Below are 16305 nucleotides of genomic sequence, written 5' to 3'. Positions count from 1 at the left end.
CAATAAAATTTGGGTTGAAATTATGCTCTGTCTGAATCAATTTCTTCCTGAAAAAAAAGAGCAAATGTTGTTTCCAGTGCCAGGATAATTTTTTGTAGATTGACTAAGGAAACATTTCTCTTTCCGTTTTCGACTTCATTAAGATAAGTTTTATCCATGTCGGCCTTAAATGCCAGAGACTCCTGCGTTAATCCTAGTGCTTTACGCAATTCCCTGATTCTCAAACCCACTTTTATTTTAATATCCATAGTGCAAATTGGACAAAATTGGCTTATAAGTCAATCGGATATAAGTGAACTTTTGTTTATTTAGGAATAAGTTCTAAAGAATTCTTCAGGACAGATTAAAGTGGGATTGCTGGAACCTATAGATCTCATTCCTGTTCCACCCTCTACAGGTTGCTGATTACAATTTTTTATAAAATTAGACATTGAAATAGCACGCCAATTCACGAATTCCCGAGACGTCTGATCATTAATCTGCTTTACTATATAGAAAGTCTCAAATCCTACAGTAGCTTTCAATGAACGAAAAAATTGTATTCTTGGAATATCCATGCCAAAGCCTATAGGAGGTCTCTTAGAAAGATCTTTTTCCTTGATCTCAACAAAAAAATATTGACGTGTCTTGTAACTCAAAATAATCTGATCAATATCAGTTGGAATTCCGCGTTCGTGATGTAAACCGAGTAGACCATCGAAAACGAAACGCTGAACATATAAATCCAATAAATTATTGAGATCGAATCTTATAATAATATCAATAAAATGCTTCTTAACTTGCAGTGGTACAGAATCCGTATATTTATGTGCTTTTTTATTGAATTCCCTTAAAAACTCGTCTAACGACGATGAAACGAATTCTTCATTCACATATTTGCTAACGTTCAACTCAGGCACGAAAATTTTTTTACCTACTCCCAAAATATCGATCTCTTTCCAATCTTCTATCTTGTCAATATTCCATTCCAAAATGTAGAGCGCCTTACAATTGACCCTTGATATACGAGAATATATTTCATTGTAACTGCCATTCAATTCATTAGTTACAGTGAAATATATTGGTTTGTCTAGATATGATTCGCCTTGTTTTGTAGGAACAAAAATTCCACCATCTAAATAAGAGTTCTCAGGCTTATTTAAGATCATGTATTCTTTGAAGTCAAGTTCACCTATAAATCCATTGAACCTATTATGATACTGAATATCTCCAATAACGTTGTTGGCTATAAGTGTACTTAAGTGATCGATTATCTTCTCTTTCAAAACTATTCTATTTAGATTAAAGTTGATTAACCTAAAATACATAGTAGCGTCAAATGAAACAATCGGATATAAGTGAACTTTAAAAGATTATTTATAAGTGTATAAGCAATACTTATCAAACTAATTTTAAGAAAATATTGTTATTTGAGAAAGATATTTTATTTGCGCATGGCTATTTATGAAGAGAAATCAGATAGAATTCATGTACCTCGCTTTGAAGAAGCTGCAGGTTTCTACACCACTTCAAAGCGTAGCTACAACATGTCTAAGATTAAAAGCCGTAATTCCAAACCTGAGCTGATCCTACGAAAGTCATTATGGTCCAAGAATATCCGTTTTCGCCTTCATGACAAGACCTTACCTGGAACTCCTGACATAGTTATCAAGAAATATAAACTTGCGATATTCGTCGATGGTGAATTTTGGCATGGATTCGACTGGAAAAAGAATAGAGAACGTATCAAATCCAACCGCCTTTTCTGGATACCCAAGATTGAACGCAACATGCAAAAGGATATTCGCGTGAATAGAGCCTTGCGAGACATGGATTACGTCGTATTTAGATTTTGGACGCAGGACATTCTTAAGAATCTTCCTACTGTGCTAAATCAGATAGAGCTATTTCTAGAAACTAGAAAGCTTTGGAAATAAGTAAATCATTCTTTAAATACATTCTCCCGATGCCAGGCTAAGTTTTCCTGCGATGGATAATAGGATTGTGTTATGGGAAGAGAAATTTCTCGTCCTTTCAATTTCGATAGGCTATAAGGATGATCGTCCAGCTCGTCAATATGGTCGGAAACCATAATGGTATAACTTTCATCTATACTGACCAGTCCCCTATCAAATGCACGGTGCAAGTTTGGGCACAGTGCTATTCCGTTCGTCACCTTGTCGTCATGCGTAACTGCGAAAGGCACGATATGGCACGCATCAATAAAGTTGTACTTAAAGGTAGACCGCATCCGCATACCTGTCATAGCACAGGTGTCCTGATAAAGCTGCGGGATATAGCGTTTGAACAAACCGGATCTGACAAACACATCTTCCTCGGTCTGAATAGAAATATGTTTGTACTGTGCCTCGGGCTCATTTAGCACCAATGATTGTACTTCATGATAAAAGCCGTCATTCAATTCCTTATGCCGATAGTATGCTACACGCTCATTTACAAAGTAAGCTGAAAGTAGCTGATCACGGACTGCGGCGCGGTTCAACGGATCACTGAGCAACACGGCAAGCTTATAGTCGAACGCACCGTAGGCCACCACTTCAGCGAGTGTCTTGACACTTTTGATATGTGCATTGATCTGAGATCCGGGATTTGGGTATAAAAACCAAAAGTTTTGCCCTGCTGCCTTGTCAGACTGCAGATAATAGAATGGCTGTGTAAAGTCTGGCTGATGGCCAGTCCGCACCAGCAGGCGCCAGTTTTCCTGAAACAATCCCACAAGATCGACATTGACTTCGAAACGGTTGTTAAGTACAATACCCTTTTCGATCAGCTCAACCAAAGTCAAGAGCAAGATGGGCTTATGTGGGGCCAGTCCATATCTTGTATTGGCTCTTTTAATATGGGTAAAAGCGCTGAGGTATATATCTAGTCCGGAACTCATAAACGCAAAATAGGCAATCTTTTTAAATTTGCACGGCTTAGGAACAATGAAATTTAATCTCCAAGTTTGGATACCTACGTTTCATGGTTTCAACAGCGAATTCTCGATGCTCAAACTTTCCTTCATCCCATTTCCAATAAACTGGATACAACTTTTCCTTGGGATCAATAAGTACGCGCCAAGCTTCGAAACGAGTGCCGAGAGTTTCTTTAAAGATTTCGATATGTTCTTTGAATTCGGTCATACTGTTAGTATTTCACGCTATTTTTTAATTAAACTGTCTCCTCTATTAACCATCAAGGGAGTCCGCTTTTGCTAGATGTCAATTTGGGTCGAATGTTAACCGGCTTTAAGCTTCGATCTAAATCAAAGTACGCAAGATTATTTGGAATTAAAGTTGCTCATTTCTTTGAAATGTTGTTAAAAGGTTGACAGCTATTCATAACTTTTATTCCGGTACAGCATTTGTGGCATTCGCACCAAATGACTGTCATGAAAAATTTAAATGAAAAGTTCACACACTTCAGGTATAAGGAACATCCTGGAGATTTATTCCGTGGTACAGTGATTGTACCACTACCCGATCCTTATAAAGACCAGGAGAATTTTTGGATTTGGTTTCACCCTTGTTTTCAAACAAGTCACGATGTAGCTGACTTAAACGACCTTTACAAGTACCTGAATGATGAATGGTTTGATGACGATATAATGGAAACTGACGACTATAAGTACTATAGCACAATGCCCAAAGATCAAATCCGAGATGAAATAAAATCTCTCGAACAGGTAATCTATCAGGATTGCTTCGAAAACTTTTATCACCTTATTTTGGAAGGGAAAATCGAATTGCTAACCAGCCGCCTCAAAAAGATTTATGTAGGATAGCTTATAACAAGATCGGACCGCCCATGGGTACGAAAAGTAAAAAGAGGCTGTCTCAAAAGGATAGCCTCTTTTTTGTTTTTGAGATTTTTCGTATTTTCAAAGTATGGGACACACACCAGTATTTAAGCCTTATGATTCCGATCAGATGCAGTTACTTCCTCCGAGCCTGGAAGAACTGATAACAGAAAATCACCCTGCACGTATCGTCAAAAAGATTATTGACCAGATAGACATTCGTCCGATCAATCGAAAGTATAAAGGAGGTGGAGCCTCAAGCTACCATCCCCGGATGCTGCTAAAAGTGCTGGTTTATGGTTACCTGACCAACACCTATTCAAGCCGGAAACTTGAAGAACAGGTTCGCCAAAACATCCACTTCATGTGGCTGTGCGGGATGAAAACACCGGACCACAATACGATCAACCGTTTTCGTAGTGAAAAGCTTTCCGATATCCTCAAGCAGATCTTCTCCCAGATTGTACTGTTACTGGCCGAAGAAGGGATCGTTTCGTTGAAAGAAGCGTTGTTTACAGACGGTACGAAGATCGAATCGGCTGCAAACCGATACACCTTTGTATGGGGCAAATCCATTAAAACCAGTAAAGAGCGGATTAAATCGCAGCTGGATGACTTGTGGAAATATGCCCAGGGTGTGGCAGCCGAAGAGCTTAAAGATACTTCACCTTCTGACTTTGAGCAGGTGGATGCTGAACAGGTGCGTAAAACAATTGCAAAGATCGACCGGGCACTCGAGGATAAACAGGTGGACAAAAAAGTAAAGCAAAAGCTGAATTATGCCCGCAAGAACTGGTCTGATAATCTGGAGCGCTATGAAGACCAGGAAAAGAAAATGGGCTCGCGTAACAGCATGTCCAAGACCGATCCGGATGCGACCTTTATGCGCATGAAAGAAGACCACATGCTGAACGGTCAATTGAAACCCGGCTATAACCTGCAGATCTCCACCCAGAACCAATTCATCCTGAATTACTCGCTCCATTGCAATCCAACCGACACCTTAACGCTGCCGGCACATTTACAGCAATATGAAGACCTGTACGGATTGACACCCTCAGCGTTGGTTGCCGATGCCGGTTATGGTTCGGACGAGAATTACAGCCTGCTGGAGAGTAAACAGATCGCCGCCTATATAAAGTATGGCAGCTTTGACCAAAATCAAAAAGGAAAACAGCGCCCCTTTTCAATGGAGGGGCTTCATTATAATCGGGAAGAAGATTGCCTATACTGTCCGATGGGGCAAAAGATGAGCCTGATCGGCTTTACCAAAAGAACCACGGCCTCGGGTTTTCAGCAGGTGTCCAGTCGCTACCAGGCCCTCAACTGTCAGGGCTGCCCGTTGAGAGGACAATGCCACAAATCACAGGGAAACCGAATCGTGGAAGTCAATCACCGATTGAAAGCGCATAAAGAGCAAGCAGATAAGCTTCTTAACAGCGACCAGGGTATCCGTTATCGCAAGAAAAGGGCCATTGATGTGGAGCCTGTATTTGCCAATATCAAAAGTAACCATGGCTTTAAACGGTTCCTGCTCAAGGGGATGACAAAGGCTGAAGTCGAAATTGGATTACTGTCAATCGCTCATAACCTCAGAAAGTGGAAGGCGTAATGCCTTCTTTAACCTGTTTTCCACTTCTACAAAGTGGAGAAAACAAGAAATGACTAAATCAAATCTAACTTAGCTTGATAAACCAAAGTCATAGCTTCAAAATTCTACTAAATCAAAAACCGCCTCATAATTACTTATGAGACGGCCTCTAGCTAGTTGTCTTATATTTTAACCGACATATTAAAGTTATAAATAATCTCTATCAAAATGAATGGTTGAATAGCATATGTTTTACATCAATACAAATTAAAATGGGGCTACTTTTTCTTTTGGAATCTGGCCATTTTTGTATTCCTTGATTTGACTGAAATAAAAACTAACACCAACACCGTCTATATACTTGAGCTTAGAAAAGTTCTCATCGATTTCTTGTTCGCTGTACCAGCCTATTCTTTTCTCTCCCCGTACTAGTTTTTTAACATCTTCATCTATTTTTTGAAGCTGTTCGACTGTCATAAATTTTAGTGGAGTTACAGCAGTAAATCCAAAGTACACCTCGATCACTTTCAAATTAGTTGGATCGAAAAACATGGAGACATAAATCTGCGCATCTTTATCTATATCTGTTAATTTACTGGCATCAACATTTCTCAATACAATATCTCGAACAGTGTCAAAATAACTTGTCTTTAACATCGACGGATGAGGCTTAACTGCTTGGTCTACATTATAATATTTATTGTTTTTATCACTGACTAAAGTATAACTCTTACCATCTATGAAAGTATGTTCCAATTTCTCTTTATAATAGAACGTTTTGATCTCAAAACATTGATTAAGTGTGAAAAGATTAGCAGCGGTTAACGCTATTTTAATAAAAGTCATCATAAATTAATAAACCAAATATCTCCAACTATTCTTTTCTCATTCAATAAGTATGCTTAACAGACCTTATCGTCATCTTCGATAAATACGCCGAATTCTGGGCGATCATCTGACACATATTTTGTTAAACTTCCCATTGGACACTGATTTAAAACAACGAAGTCTGCGCCGTATCACTCCCTAAAGGCGGTAATCCTTCCCAGTCAAATTGCTCATAACGATGCTTTCCATCCGGGCGGTTTGGATATCCTCTCAACGTATACACCGGATAATGCTTCAACTTTTCATTGGGCATTTCAAACAGGAAAATTGGTGGCATATCTTCTTCGTTTATATCCTCGATCCATTGACGCTCGAGGTCCTCCGGCAAGAATAAAGGCATACGATGTTTATTGGGCCCATCATTATGGATATTGGCCATCACTTCATTGGCTGCTCGTGTAAGCATTCCAAAGGAACCTACGCGTTCCACTACGCCATCCTCATCCACGGTCTCATGCCACTGGTACAAACCTGGTAAATAAAATAGATCTCTCCCTTCCGCGCCGATAAAGTACGGCACTTTCTTTTTCCATCCTTTCACTGCACGATGCTCAAAGGTACCACTCACAGGGATAAGGCAGCGCTGCTTGCGCAAGCGGTACCAATAGGATTTTTTATCCTCCAGGATACGTTCGCTACGTACATTGATCATATTGCGTCGGCGATCGGCCTGCAGTTTCGGATCGTCAATATAGGTAGGCAATACCCCCCACTCCATCTCAGTCAAGGCCAGTTGGCTTGAATCCTTGTCCTTATACAGGATCGGATACTTGGGAAAGGTAATGGCCTGGACGTTTTCCAGATAGTCATAATTGTAATCCAATTGACGACGCTCGTCCCGCAATTGCGGAAAAGTCTTTTTGATAATTTCAATATCGGTATGGAGGCTAATATCCCAGCACATAATGGTATCCCTTCTTGTTTGGCTTTGATACGAATATACACAATTTGTGCTGTAAATAAGGATTGCCCTACGAGAAAATGGCTGCTTTTTGGTTCGGACCGGATCTGATTACCGAAGGATCTCTATAGCAAATACTTTCTTTTGGGTCTGTCCATCGGTAATGGTAGCCACTACCCGACCATATTCTAGGGAGAATAAAATATCAATGGGATTTTTGCGCTGAAACCTGGTCTTGGTACGCAGGTAATTGACAATATTTTTTTCATACAGCTTGAGCATGCGCTTGTCCCAATTCTCCTCCTTGATGCGATTGAGAAAAATACGATAGCCTGATCCAGTCTCCAACAAGCTTTCGATCTTATCGGCATCTTGCGGCAACTGCAAGGCTCTTCCCTCCTTTGCCCCCAATTGATGAGCATGCTGATCGGCAGCTTCCTTATCATCATAAGGCGTGAGCAGAAAGCCTGTCTTTTCCTTGACATCGGGCCACTCAAAGCGCTGCAGCACAAACTCGGCATAGCCCGACTCGACGAGCTCGCGAAACGAACTTTTGGTGACTTGTTCAAAGGGATTGTACAGCATAAAATTAATTTTAAATGCGATTTAATAAAACATGTGAGGTATAATTTTTTTTATCTTTTCGACTCAAAAGATGTATAAATAATTTTTATATACCCCTTTTTTTGATCATGCTTGTTTATTCCATGTTCGCATTTCTTACATATTCTTACCACTGGAGCAATATTTGTATTTTTGAAAATCCAGGTTAGATCATACGTAATATTGCAGTTTTCGCATTTGGATCTTTCTTGAATCAACTCTCCACGATACTTTTTGTCAAATTTAAATTTATATTTACTTCTCCCATTAAATTTAACTCCGAACTTCCCTTTGGCCAACTTTCTTGCCGCTTTAGTACTTTTGGTGAATGTGAATAACGACTGGAAGTATTTATGCCGATCTTTATAACATACGTCTAGATGTGCTGAATTCAAATGTTCTTTCAAATTCTCCTTACTTGTATAGATTAAATTACAGTATTTACATTTATCCATGATAAAGAAATTTTAAATGGAAAAATTAATCATTTATATACATACAGATCATGTGGATCCGCTGAAAACTTCACAGCTGCGATGTGGTGTATTCTTATAGCAGAAATATCAACTGACAGGCTAAAAGGCCGTGTATCATCATTACTTGCTATTGCTATGTCTTTATCCAAAATATCATTGTGATATTTTCTCACGATAGTTTTCTTTTTTCGACTTTTCTTTCTCACATAATAATCAGTTACCCAACCTTCATCAGTATACGATGCGATATCGGCTTCTAAATTCCATAAATATGGTTTTACTCTAGAGGACTTTTGGAATAATACTACATTTATACCCTTTTTATCCGATTGTACGGAAGGATACATTATTCCATCGAATTGGAATTTTGATTCAATAGCAAGATAATCCGCAATTGCTTGAGTTATTAAATAATCTATTGGCTCATCATTTGGCATCACAGGCGTCGACATACGGAGACTTAATCTTCTTAAAAATATGTCTTTTTGAACTTGGTTAATATATTCTGGATCAAAGATACTACCTCTACTACTCAAGTTTTGAAGAGCATTTAAATTAAGTAGCTTAAGCTCTTTTAATATGTCGAATTTAGATACAACCACTTTACTCCCCACAGGTGGGCGCACTTCTCCAATGGCCGTTTCTTCTTCAATTGCTCCATAGAACATGGAAATACCTCTAGCATTCATCCTCCCAGGTAGCGCGCGCGAATTAGGGGGTGGCCCCAATTGCTGATCAGGATACATTAATGCCTCCCGAAGTTTTTCATTTGTATGGAATACCCTAGCGCGATACAACATAGATATCTTAGCTTCAGGCCCAATTAATGTTACTAATGAATTTCCATTGTCAGTGTTTAATTTGTCTATTCCTTCGAAGATTCTATCTAACAACTTAATGCCAAATTGATTAAAATGCCTTGCTTCATTTTTAAGTCTCCTTTCAAATTCTTCCCATTCTCTCTGCCAATATTCGTCCTCAATTATTTTTGGTTCATAATAGGAATCAGATGCAAATTCAGTTTCAAGCCCCGATGCAGCACTGTCAAAATCCGAAAATCTTTCTTCTAATATTTCTTGGATATCGTAGGCAGCCCTTTCTTCTATTTCCGCGGTATTCGTTATAGCTTCAATAACATGAACACCATGACGCTCCCAACTAAAAGTTGATTCTTTATCTGACATCAACCTGTATTCCCATGAAGAAGGCTCATTAGCGCTCCGCGTATAGAATTGTTCAAACGCGGTTTCAATCATATCCGCCATCTTATCAATTGAAATACCGCGATCTTTTCCTTTACAATAACTACATCGTATGACCCTTCCATGCGTTCCAAGGTATTTTTTTAGAAAATCATTTTCTATGCAATTGCAACAGATCTGCTTGATATTATTACTCATATTATGGTTAATAATTGTAAAAAATTATTGACTGGCTACATTGATTCTATCAAATAAAGATAATGGTTTCAAATGAAAAAGAAAATGGCTTTAAGACGCTTTTAAAATAAAGAAAATTTATTTATTCACTTCTCGGATCTGGCTTTAACGGCATTTTGGCGCAGCGGATCACTTCAATGGAAGGGCAACCGTATTCTAGGACAACTTTGCCTTCAACCAAATAGATGCCGGCGCCACGGAGCGGATATTTGACCAGGCTCTGCGGGAAATGGACGGTATCAAAAAAGCGCCCCTCGGCATCAAGGAAGGTTCCGAATTTCATCAGGTCGCCGCGCTTGGTCTTGACAAATTTCTCACAGACAAAATCCCCCACCGCACGGACTATCTTTCCTTCATGCAAATGGAGTTCCCGAGCCGGCATATCGCCACGGTAATCGCTTTTGGTAAGATCAAATAGCGTACCCGTTACGCAAAAACCAATTAGCTCCATCTCGTCGTAATAATCCTCCAGGATATCTTCTTCCAATGGGGGCAGAATAGGCTTGCGACTCTCGGTCTCAAAGAGCGCCATACCCGCTGTCACATGCTTATGCTTGCTCATCATCAGATGAGCCGCCCACAGCAATTGCTTTTTCCCCGTCCCCGTAAAGCGCAAGGCACCCACACGGATCAGAATAACGACCTGCTCAATACCCGTCTGTGTCCGTTTGACAAAGTTTTCTAGACTGGTGTACTTGCCATTGGCTTCGCGTTCCTCAATAATGCGATGCGCTAGTTTACCTTCCAAATTGAGCAGGCAGTCAAAACCCAGGTAAATATCCTTACCCTGAATGGAGGTATTAAAGACCGACTGATTGACACAGGGCAGACAGATATTGCCCCCTGAAATTCGCGCTTCATTCACATAGACCTTACGGTTGTAAAAGCCACCATAATTGTTGAGAACCGCAACCATAAACTCCAAAGGATAGTAGGTCTTGAGGAAAAGACTCTGATAACTCTCTACTGCAAAGGATGCTGAATGCGCCTTGTTAAAGGAATAACCGGCAAAGCTTTCCATCTGCCGCCAGATTTCACGGCTAATCTTTTCGTCGTAGCCCTTCGCCTTACAGTTGGAAAAGAACTTATCCTCAATTTCGATCAGATGGTCTTTGCTGCGATATTTGCCCGACATCATCCGCCGGAGCACATCGGCATCAGCCATATCGAGCCCGCCATAGGCATTGGCGATCTTCATCACATCTTCCTGATAAACCATCACCCCATAGGTCTCTTCAAGCTGCTCCTTAAATACGGGATGCGGATAGACGACTGTAGTGGGGTCGTGATGCCGGCGGATATATTCGCCCATCATACCCGAACTGGCCACACCAGGCCGAATAATGGAGGACGCTGCCACCAACGTCAGGTAATCATCGCAACGCAGTTTGGTGAGCAGCTGCCGCATGGCCGGGCTCTCGATATAAAAACAGCCGATGGTATTGGCTGATTTTAATTGCGTCGCAATATGGGCATCCTGAAAAAAACGCTTGGGGTTGTCGGTATCGATCACCACACCCAAGTTTTCCCGCACAATGGTCCGGCAATCTTTGATATGGCCGATACCTCGCTGGGAAAGGATATCGAACTTTTCAAAACCGATATCTTCGGCCACATACATATCAAACTGCATGGTCGGCAATCCCTTGGGCGGATTGTCCATCGCCGAATAACAGGTGAGCGGTTCCTCCGAGATCAGCACGCCACTGGCATGGATAGTCCGCTGATTGGGAAAATCGGCCATGCGGTTGTAGACACTCAGAATGGTATTGGTCACCTCATTTTTGTTGAGCATATGCTCGGGCTCATGCACGAGGCGGTCGATTTCGGCCTTGGGTAGACCATATACCTTACCCAGTTCGCGTAGGATGCTGCGGGAGCGAAAGGTGCTCATAGCGCCCATCAAAGCCGTATGGCCTGTCTGATAACGGTTGAAGATATACTCGTACATCTCATCGCGCTCATTCCAGCTAAAATCAACATCAAAATCGGGCGGGCTCTTGCGCTTGGGATTGAGAAAACGCTCAAAGGGAAGCTTAAGTGCAATGGGGTCAACATCGGTGATTCCCAAGCAATAAGCAACAGCAGAATTGGCCCCCGATCCGCGGCCTACGTAGTGAAAATTGCGCCCACGAGCGTAGCGGCAGATATCGTCGGTAATAAGGAAATAACTGGAGAAACGTAGGTTTTCGATAATCTCGAGCTCACGCTGGATGCGTTCGGTCGCGACCCGGTCATTGCGGCCATAGCGTCTGGTAAAGCCATCCATGCAGTACTTGTGCAGGAGCTGCTTATCGTTGTAGCGGTTACCGGTAAAGGTTGCTTTATTCTTGACACTGGTAAAATCAAAACCGAAAGAACACTGGCCCAGTATGCGGTTGGTGTTGGCCAGCAATTGGGGCAAGTCGGAGAATAAGCGCATCAGCTTAACCCGGGGGATAAATACCTCGTCTTCGGCAGCGATCTGTTCCTCACCGAGCTGCGAGATCAGTAGGTTGTTGTCGATCGCCCGCAGCTGCCGATGTAAGGTATAGTCGGCCTTGCGGAAACTGACGGGTGCGAGTATCACACAGCGATCAAGAACCTTGCGATCCATCAGCTGAGCACGGGTACGCTCACTGGGTCGAACCCCTATGTATTCATAGTCCCTTAGCGGAAAGACGTTGAGTTTGCCAAAGGGATAAATGACAAAGACCTGCTCAAATTCGGGTGCACGCTCCGATGTAGCGCGGTTTTCCATATTGAGCTTCGTTCGATATTCGTTGATCTCGCGAAAGCCGCGTTCGTTTTTGGCAATGGCAACAAAACAGAGCTGATCGTCGTTGCGAAACTCCATTCCGGCGAGTAGGTTCAGTCCGGCAGCGCGGCCCAATTTAATAAAATCCAGCGAACCGGAACTGTTATTGATATCGGTAAGTACGGCGGTATCATAACCGCCAGCAAGCATGCCCGAGATAAGATCCTGCAGGCTGAGCGTGCCAAAGCGCAGGCTATAGTAACTATGTAGATTTAAGAGCATGATCCCCTCCTTTCTCCGGCAGCGGCGCACAGATGGCCTTCATCAGAAATTCGGCGCCATAGCGTTTTCGGATCTTGTCCATGGCCTGCATCAGATTGACCTCCTCGGCGCTATCGTCGAAGAGGTCGGTCTGATAGGATCCGTAAATTAAACCCGAGAACTTAATCCCGATAAGGCGTATCAGCATCCTGCGGCTATAGAGTTTTTTGAAGAGTGAAAGCGCCACATCGGTAAGCTTTCGATCTGAATTGGTATAGCCGATCTGCAGCTGCTGGGTATGGGTATCGAAGTTGCTATAACGGATTTTGAGGGTGACGCAACTGGTCAGTTTCTGTTCTTTGCGCAGGTCGAAAGCGAGTGTATCGACCATGCTGATCAGCGTGCGACGGAGGACATCCATATCGATGGTATCCTGCTGAAAGGTATTTTCTTTGGACATGGACTTTTGCTCCCGAAAAGGCAACACCAGGGAATCATCAAGCCCATTGGCTTTGCGCCAGATGTTGATCCCATTCTCACCGAGGACCTTTTGCATGGTGAACACCTCCATCTGCTGTAGGGTGCCGATCTTGGAAATCCCCATATTTCGGAGCAGCGTAAAGGACTTCTCGCCTACCATGGGAATTTTGCGGATAGATAGCGGTGCCAGGAAACCTTTTTCGGTGCCATTCTGTACCTGCTTTTCGCCACAGGGTTTGGCGGTACCGGTGGCAATTTTAGAGACCGTTTTGTTGACCGAAAGGCCAAAGCTAATGGGTAATCCAGTCTCTCGGATAATACGCTGGCGGAGCTCCTGTGTCCATTTCCAACAGCCAAAAAAGCGGTCCATACCGGAGACATCAAGGTAATGTTCGTCTATACTGGCTTTTTCGACAATGGGCGTTTCTTCTTCAATGATCTGTGTAACGATACCGGAATAATGACTGTACCGATCGTGATCGCCGCGTACGACCACCGCCTCTGGACACATACGCAGCGCCAGCCGCATCGGCATAGCGGAATGCACGCCAAACTTACGGGCTTCATAGGAACAAGAGGCTACTACCCCGCGGTCGCTGTTTCCTCCTATGAGCACGGGTACGCCGATGAGCTTGCTGTTCTCCAAGCGCTCGACAGATACAAAAAATGTATCAAGATCACAATGTATTATACTCCTTTCCATGTTTTTCAATTGTACCAAAAGCACTGCATTGTGCCTTTTGATTTTTGGCAGTTGACGTATTCAAAAATACTAATATTATTAGCAAACAACCAAGAAGGCACAATGGTTTAATTTTTATCACATTCATTGTCAGCGATATAATTTATAGTAAGTGTTCAGCCTAAACAAGATGGCGGGTGTGCTGTTTATTACAAAACGGAATCTATGAACGAAAAGATACTCAGCTATTTGAAGGGTGAAGGATTCACTTACTTATGGCGAAAATTCGGTACGCATGCCTATAAACCCATGAAAGGAAATCTGGAGCAATTGCTCGCTCGAACCTGCACAACTCCACTTTGGGAGGACGATTTATTGTCAATAGACGATGCGCTATTATTGGTGGGTACAGAAAGCGTACAAGATGATTGGATCGTGCTGGTAAAGCACAAAAGAGGGAAATAAAAAGCCTCCCTTGTAAACCGTCAATGAGGCAATGTTGGCTAGATGCCCGCTTTGGCTAAATGTTAACCGGCTCCGGGTTTCTATTTAATTTAATTTTGCAAGATTATTTAGAATTACTGTTGTTAATTTGTTTAAAATGTTGTTCAAAAGTTGACGGCTATTTATAATTTCCATTCCGGAACAGCATTTGTGCCATTCGCTTTAAATAACAATTATGATAAATTTGAGCGAAAAGTTTACTCACTTTAGGTATAAGGAACATCCTGGATATCTATTCCGCGGAACAGTGATTGTACCGCTACCCGAGCCTTATAAAGACCAGGAGGATTTTTGGATTTAGTTTCATCCTTGTTTTCAAACAAGTCAGGATGTAGCTGACTTAAACGACCTTCACAAGTATCTGAATGATGAATGGTTTGATGGCGATGTAATGGAAACTGACGACTATAGGTATTATGGGTCATCTATCAGGATTGCTTCGAAAACTTCTATCATCTTATTTTGGAAGGGAAAATTGAATTGCTAACAAGCCGCCTCAAAAAGATATATGTAGGATAACTCACAATTAAGATTGAACCGCCCCTGGGTAGGGAAAGCAAAAAGAGGCCGCCTCGTAAGTAATTACGGGAACGGCCAATTGGTAACTTGTGTTTTTGTTATGTAGTGTAGACTATTCAAATAGTTGATATAAGTCAACGAGCTGTTTAACAGGCAAATCAAAGGATATTTTGTACTGTTGGCTACCTATATCCTTTAACTATATTGTCCATCGTTCATTAACAGATCAGCGGTTCTTCGGACATCAGCAGACCACTGGCGCTTCTGTAGCACTTACAAAGTAGTTAATTGGAGCTAGTGTCCGCCTTTTTCATGATACCCAAACAATTGGACACCTGCGTAGATTCCACTTTCCAAAGTGGCGATTTCGCTTGAATTCAGCGTCTTTATGTCCTGCATGTTGTCCATAATTAAAATTGATTTGACATATATCTTTGATTTAAGCGTGTATTGCAAAGGTATCTTTGAAATACAAAGGTTATGTTAGCAGTGAGTCGGATTAAGGGTTTCGTGTATATTGACGTGAATTAAAATATTTCGTTGCCTTTTCTTGCGGGTATCAGTGAAAGATAATGCTCAATAGACCTTCTAAACCTATTGATTATATCTGGTTCACAAGAGGGATTTATTCGAAAAAAATAATAAGACGCTAAAAGACCTTTATTCAACGGTCCTTCAGATACTTCTACATACTTGCCATTCGTAGCTAATCCTCCGTATTGTGTAATAAAATCTAAATCTAAATGGGTTAAATCCACGCTAACTTGATGTAAAGCACGGCCAGCCTTTCCAAAATTATCATCTTTTTCTTTTTTAATTTCCACATCTATCATCAAAAAATTATCATCGAGTTTCACAGCTAATATCCTAACTTTCCTATTCAGTTTATCGTTTTCCAGAAAACATTCTTTCGTCATCTTTTCTCTGAGCCACTTTACCGTTTCTTCTTTTGTCTGAGCCTGCATTTTGTTTACCAAACCGATAAACATAAACATAAACATAAACATCATCTTTGCAATTGTTTTCATAGCTAATTTTTCAGTTAAATAGTAAAGCTAACTTACATATTTGATAAATAAAGGTAAATACCACAAATGGGGTATTTTTTTAAATATTGACGTTTCTCGGCCATGTAAACAACTTTTACAACAGCCCTAATTCTGTTGATTTTTTAATTAAACTTGCAACGCTATGACAGCCTATTTTTCGAAATAGATTTTTACGATGTGTTCTACAGGTATTGGTTGTAATACCCAAAGTTTCGGCAATTTTTTCGCGTTTTGTTGTAGTACTGTAGCGCTGATGCTGCTCTTCTCTGCGATCTGATTCACCATGCTCCCGAGAACAGCCATTCGTTCGGGGCAGACAACAAAAGTCCGGAGTCCTTCGCTGACCGAGGCACCGGCGCAACTGACACGAATTTCGATAAAGCCAATTACCATA

At 41.4% G+C, this 16305-nt stretch carries 17 protein-coding genes; 4 read left to right on the top strand and 13 right to left on the bottom strand.

All coding sequences use genetic code 11. The features are described from left to right. Positions 1 to 20: 20 nt before the first annotated feature. Both J2X77_RS01445 and J2X77_RS01440 read right to left on the bottom strand, forming a co-directional pair. Positions 21 to 248, bottom strand: a complete 228-nt coding sequence (locus J2X77_RS01445; protein ID WP_310078611.1) for a helix-turn-helix transcriptional regulator — start codon at positions 246 to 248, stop codon at positions 21 to 23. A gap of 60 nt (positions 249 to 308) precedes the next feature. Continuing rightward, the gene (locus J2X77_RS01440) at positions 309 to 1265 is read right to left on the bottom strand and encodes a hypothetical protein (protein WP_310078610.1); all 957 of its coding nucleotides are present in this window, start codon (positions 1263 to 1265) and stop codon (positions 309 to 311) included. A 144-nt stretch (positions 1266 to 1409) separates the two neighbouring features. Here J2X77_RS01440 and J2X77_RS01435 point away from each other — a divergent pair, with 144 nt between their 5' ends. Beyond that, complete coding sequence (locus tag J2X77_RS01435; protein WP_310078609.1) at positions 1410 to 1916, top strand: very short patch repair endonuclease; 507 nt, start codon at positions 1410 to 1412, stop codon at positions 1914 to 1916. 5 nt (positions 1917 to 1921) lie between these two features. Here J2X77_RS01435 and J2X77_RS01430 read toward each other — a convergent pair whose 3' ends face one another. Continuing rightward, a complete protein-coding gene (locus J2X77_RS01430) occupies positions 1922 to 2881 on the bottom strand; it encodes an HNH endonuclease (RefSeq protein ID WP_310078608.1) in 960 nt (319 codons plus the stop codon). A 37-nt stretch (positions 2882 to 2918) separates the two neighbouring features. Beyond that, positions 2919 to 3125, bottom strand: a complete 207-nt coding sequence (locus J2X77_RS01425) for a hypothetical protein (protein ID WP_310078607.1) — start codon at positions 3123 to 3125, stop codon at positions 2919 to 2921. 248 nt (positions 3126 to 3373) lie between these two features. On the opposite strand from J2X77_RS01425, the gene J2X77_RS01420 reads away from it, so the two are divergent. Further along, positions 3374 to 3766, top strand: coding sequence for a hypothetical protein (locus J2X77_RS01420; RefSeq protein WP_310078606.1), 393 nt, complete (start codon positions 3374 to 3376; stop codon positions 3764 to 3766). 103 nt (positions 3767 to 3869) lie between these two features. Beyond that, positions 3870 to 5393 (top strand): IS1182 family transposase, encoded by a 1524-nt coding sequence (locus J2X77_RS01415; RefSeq protein ID WP_310078605.1) that lies wholly within the window; start codon positions 3870 to 3872, stop codon positions 5391 to 5393. Positions 5394 to 5639: 246 nt separating this feature from the next. On the opposite strand, the gene J2X77_RS01410 is transcribed toward J2X77_RS01415, so the two are convergent. From J2X77_RS01410 to dinB, 6 genes are all read right to left on the bottom strand, one after another. Beyond that, a complete protein-coding gene (locus J2X77_RS01410) occupies positions 5640 to 6221 on the bottom strand; it encodes a hypothetical protein (protein ID WP_310078604.1) in 582 nt (193 codons plus the stop codon). A 145-nt stretch (positions 6222 to 6366) separates the two neighbouring features. Further along, positions 6367 to 7164: an SOS response-associated peptidase family protein gene (locus tag J2X77_RS01405; RefSeq protein ID WP_310078603.1), complete on the bottom strand. Its 798-nt coding sequence runs from the start codon at positions 7162 to 7164 to the stop codon at positions 6367 to 6369. A 108-nt stretch (positions 7165 to 7272) separates the two neighbouring features. Then, positions 7273 to 7746: a hypothetical protein gene (locus J2X77_RS01400; RefSeq protein WP_310078602.1), complete on the bottom strand. Its 474-nt coding sequence runs from the start codon at positions 7744 to 7746 to the stop codon at positions 7273 to 7275. A 502-nt stretch (positions 7747 to 8248) separates the two neighbouring features. Beyond that, positions 8249 to 9640 (bottom strand): RES family NAD+ phosphorylase, encoded by a 1392-nt coding sequence (locus J2X77_RS01395; protein WP_310078601.1) that lies wholly within the window; start codon positions 9638 to 9640, stop codon positions 8249 to 8251. 121 nt (positions 9641 to 9761) lie between these two features. After that, the gene (locus J2X77_RS01390) at positions 9762 to 12698 is read right to left on the bottom strand and encodes a DNA polymerase III subunit alpha (RefSeq protein WP_310078600.1); all 2937 of its coding nucleotides are present in this window, start codon (positions 12696 to 12698) and stop codon (positions 9762 to 9764) included. Next, positions 12679 to 13860: a DNA polymerase IV gene (dinB, locus tag J2X77_RS01385; protein ID WP_310078599.1), complete on the bottom strand. Its 1182-nt coding sequence runs from the start codon at positions 13858 to 13860 to the stop codon at positions 12679 to 12681. Before dinB ends, J2X77_RS01390 begins: the two co-directional genes overlap by 20 nt. Positions 13861 to 14064: 204 nt before the next feature. Here dinB and J2X77_RS01380 point away from each other — a divergent pair, with 204 nt between their 5' ends. After that, positions 14065 to 14304 (top strand): hypothetical protein, encoded by a 240-nt coding sequence (locus J2X77_RS01380; RefSeq protein WP_310078598.1) that lies wholly within the window; start codon positions 14065 to 14067, stop codon positions 14302 to 14304. A gap of 245 nt (positions 14305 to 14549) precedes the next feature. Here J2X77_RS01380 and J2X77_RS01375 read toward each other — a convergent pair whose 3' ends face one another. The 3 genes from J2X77_RS01375 to J2X77_RS23655 form a co-directional block, all read right to left on the bottom strand. Further along, positions 14550 to 14768: a hypothetical protein gene (locus tag J2X77_RS01375; protein ID WP_310078597.1), complete on the bottom strand. Its 219-nt coding sequence runs from the start codon at positions 14766 to 14768 to the stop codon at positions 14550 to 14552. 621 nt (positions 14769 to 15389) lie between these two features. Next, positions 15390 to 15890, bottom strand: a complete 501-nt coding sequence (locus J2X77_RS01370; protein ID WP_310078596.1) for a hypothetical protein — start codon at positions 15888 to 15890, stop codon at positions 15390 to 15392. A gap of 115 nt (positions 15891 to 16005) precedes the next feature. Further along, on the bottom strand, positions 16006 to 16272 hold the full coding sequence (locus J2X77_RS23655; protein ID WP_409050297.1) for a LuxR C-terminal-related transcriptional regulator: 267 nt from the start codon (positions 16270 to 16272) through the stop codon (positions 16006 to 16008). Positions 16273 to 16305 lie beyond the last annotated feature (33 nt).

It is taken from the genome of Sphingobacterium sp. 2149 (genome assembly GCF_031455655.1).
Taxonomy (GTDB): domain Bacteria; phylum Bacteroidota; class Bacteroidia; order Sphingobacteriales; family Sphingobacteriaceae; genus Sphingobacterium.
The sequence above is the reverse complement of the archived record's forward strand: the minus strand, read 5'-3'. Positions and strand labels throughout refer to the sequence as shown.

Excerpts from the sequence above, each read along its gene's own strand:
- J2X77_RS01380 (WP_310078598.1), top strand. The coding sequence starts at position 14,065 with ATGAACGAAAAGATACTCAGCTATTTGAAGGGTGAAGGATTCACTTAC.
- J2X77_RS01370 (WP_310078596.1), bottom strand. The coding sequence starts at position 15,890 with ATGAAAACAATTGCAAAGATGATGTTTATGTTTATGTTTATGTTTATC.
- J2X77_RS01410 (WP_310078604.1), bottom strand. The coding sequence starts at position 6,221 with ATGATGACTTTTATTAAAATAGCGTTAACCGCTGCTAATCTTTTCACA.
- J2X77_RS01405 (WP_310078603.1), bottom strand. The coding sequence starts at position 7,164 with ATGTGCTGGGATATTAGCCTCCATACCGATATTGAAATTATCAAAAAG.
- J2X77_RS01400 (WP_310078602.1), bottom strand. The coding sequence starts at position 7,746 with ATGCTGTACAATCCCTTTGAACAAGTCACCAAAAGTTCGTTTCGCGAG.
- J2X77_RS01420 (WP_310078606.1), top strand. The coding sequence starts at position 3,374 with ATGAAAAATTTAAATGAAAAGTTCACACACTTCAGGTATAAGGAACAT.
- dinB (WP_310078599.1), bottom strand. The coding sequence starts at position 13,860 with ATGGAAAGGAGTATAATACATTGTGATCTTGATACATTTTTTGTATCT.
- J2X77_RS01430 (WP_310078608.1), bottom strand. The coding sequence starts at position 2,881 with ATGAGTTCCGGACTAGATATATACCTCAGCGCTTTTACCCATATTAAA.
- J2X77_RS01375 (WP_310078597.1), bottom strand. The coding sequence starts at position 14,768 with ATGACCCATAATACCTATAGTCGTCAGTTTCCATTACATCGCCATCAA.
- J2X77_RS01395 (WP_310078601.1), bottom strand. The coding sequence starts at position 9,640 with ATGAGTAATAATATCAAGCAGATCTGTTGCAATTGCATAGAAAATGAT.
- J2X77_RS01415 (WP_310078605.1), top strand. The coding sequence starts at position 3,870 with ATGGGACACACACCAGTATTTAAGCCTTATGATTCCGATCAGATGCAG.
- J2X77_RS01390 (WP_310078600.1), bottom strand. The coding sequence starts at position 12,698 with ATGCTCTTAAATCTACATAGTTACTATAGCCTGCGCTTTGGCACGCTC.
- J2X77_RS01445 (WP_310078611.1), bottom strand. The coding sequence starts at position 248 with ATGGATATTAAAATAAAAGTGGGTTTGAGAATCAGGGAATTGCGTAAA.
- J2X77_RS01425 (WP_310078607.1), bottom strand. The coding sequence starts at position 3,125 with ATGACCGAATTCAAAGAACATATCGAAATCTTTAAAGAAACTCTCGGC.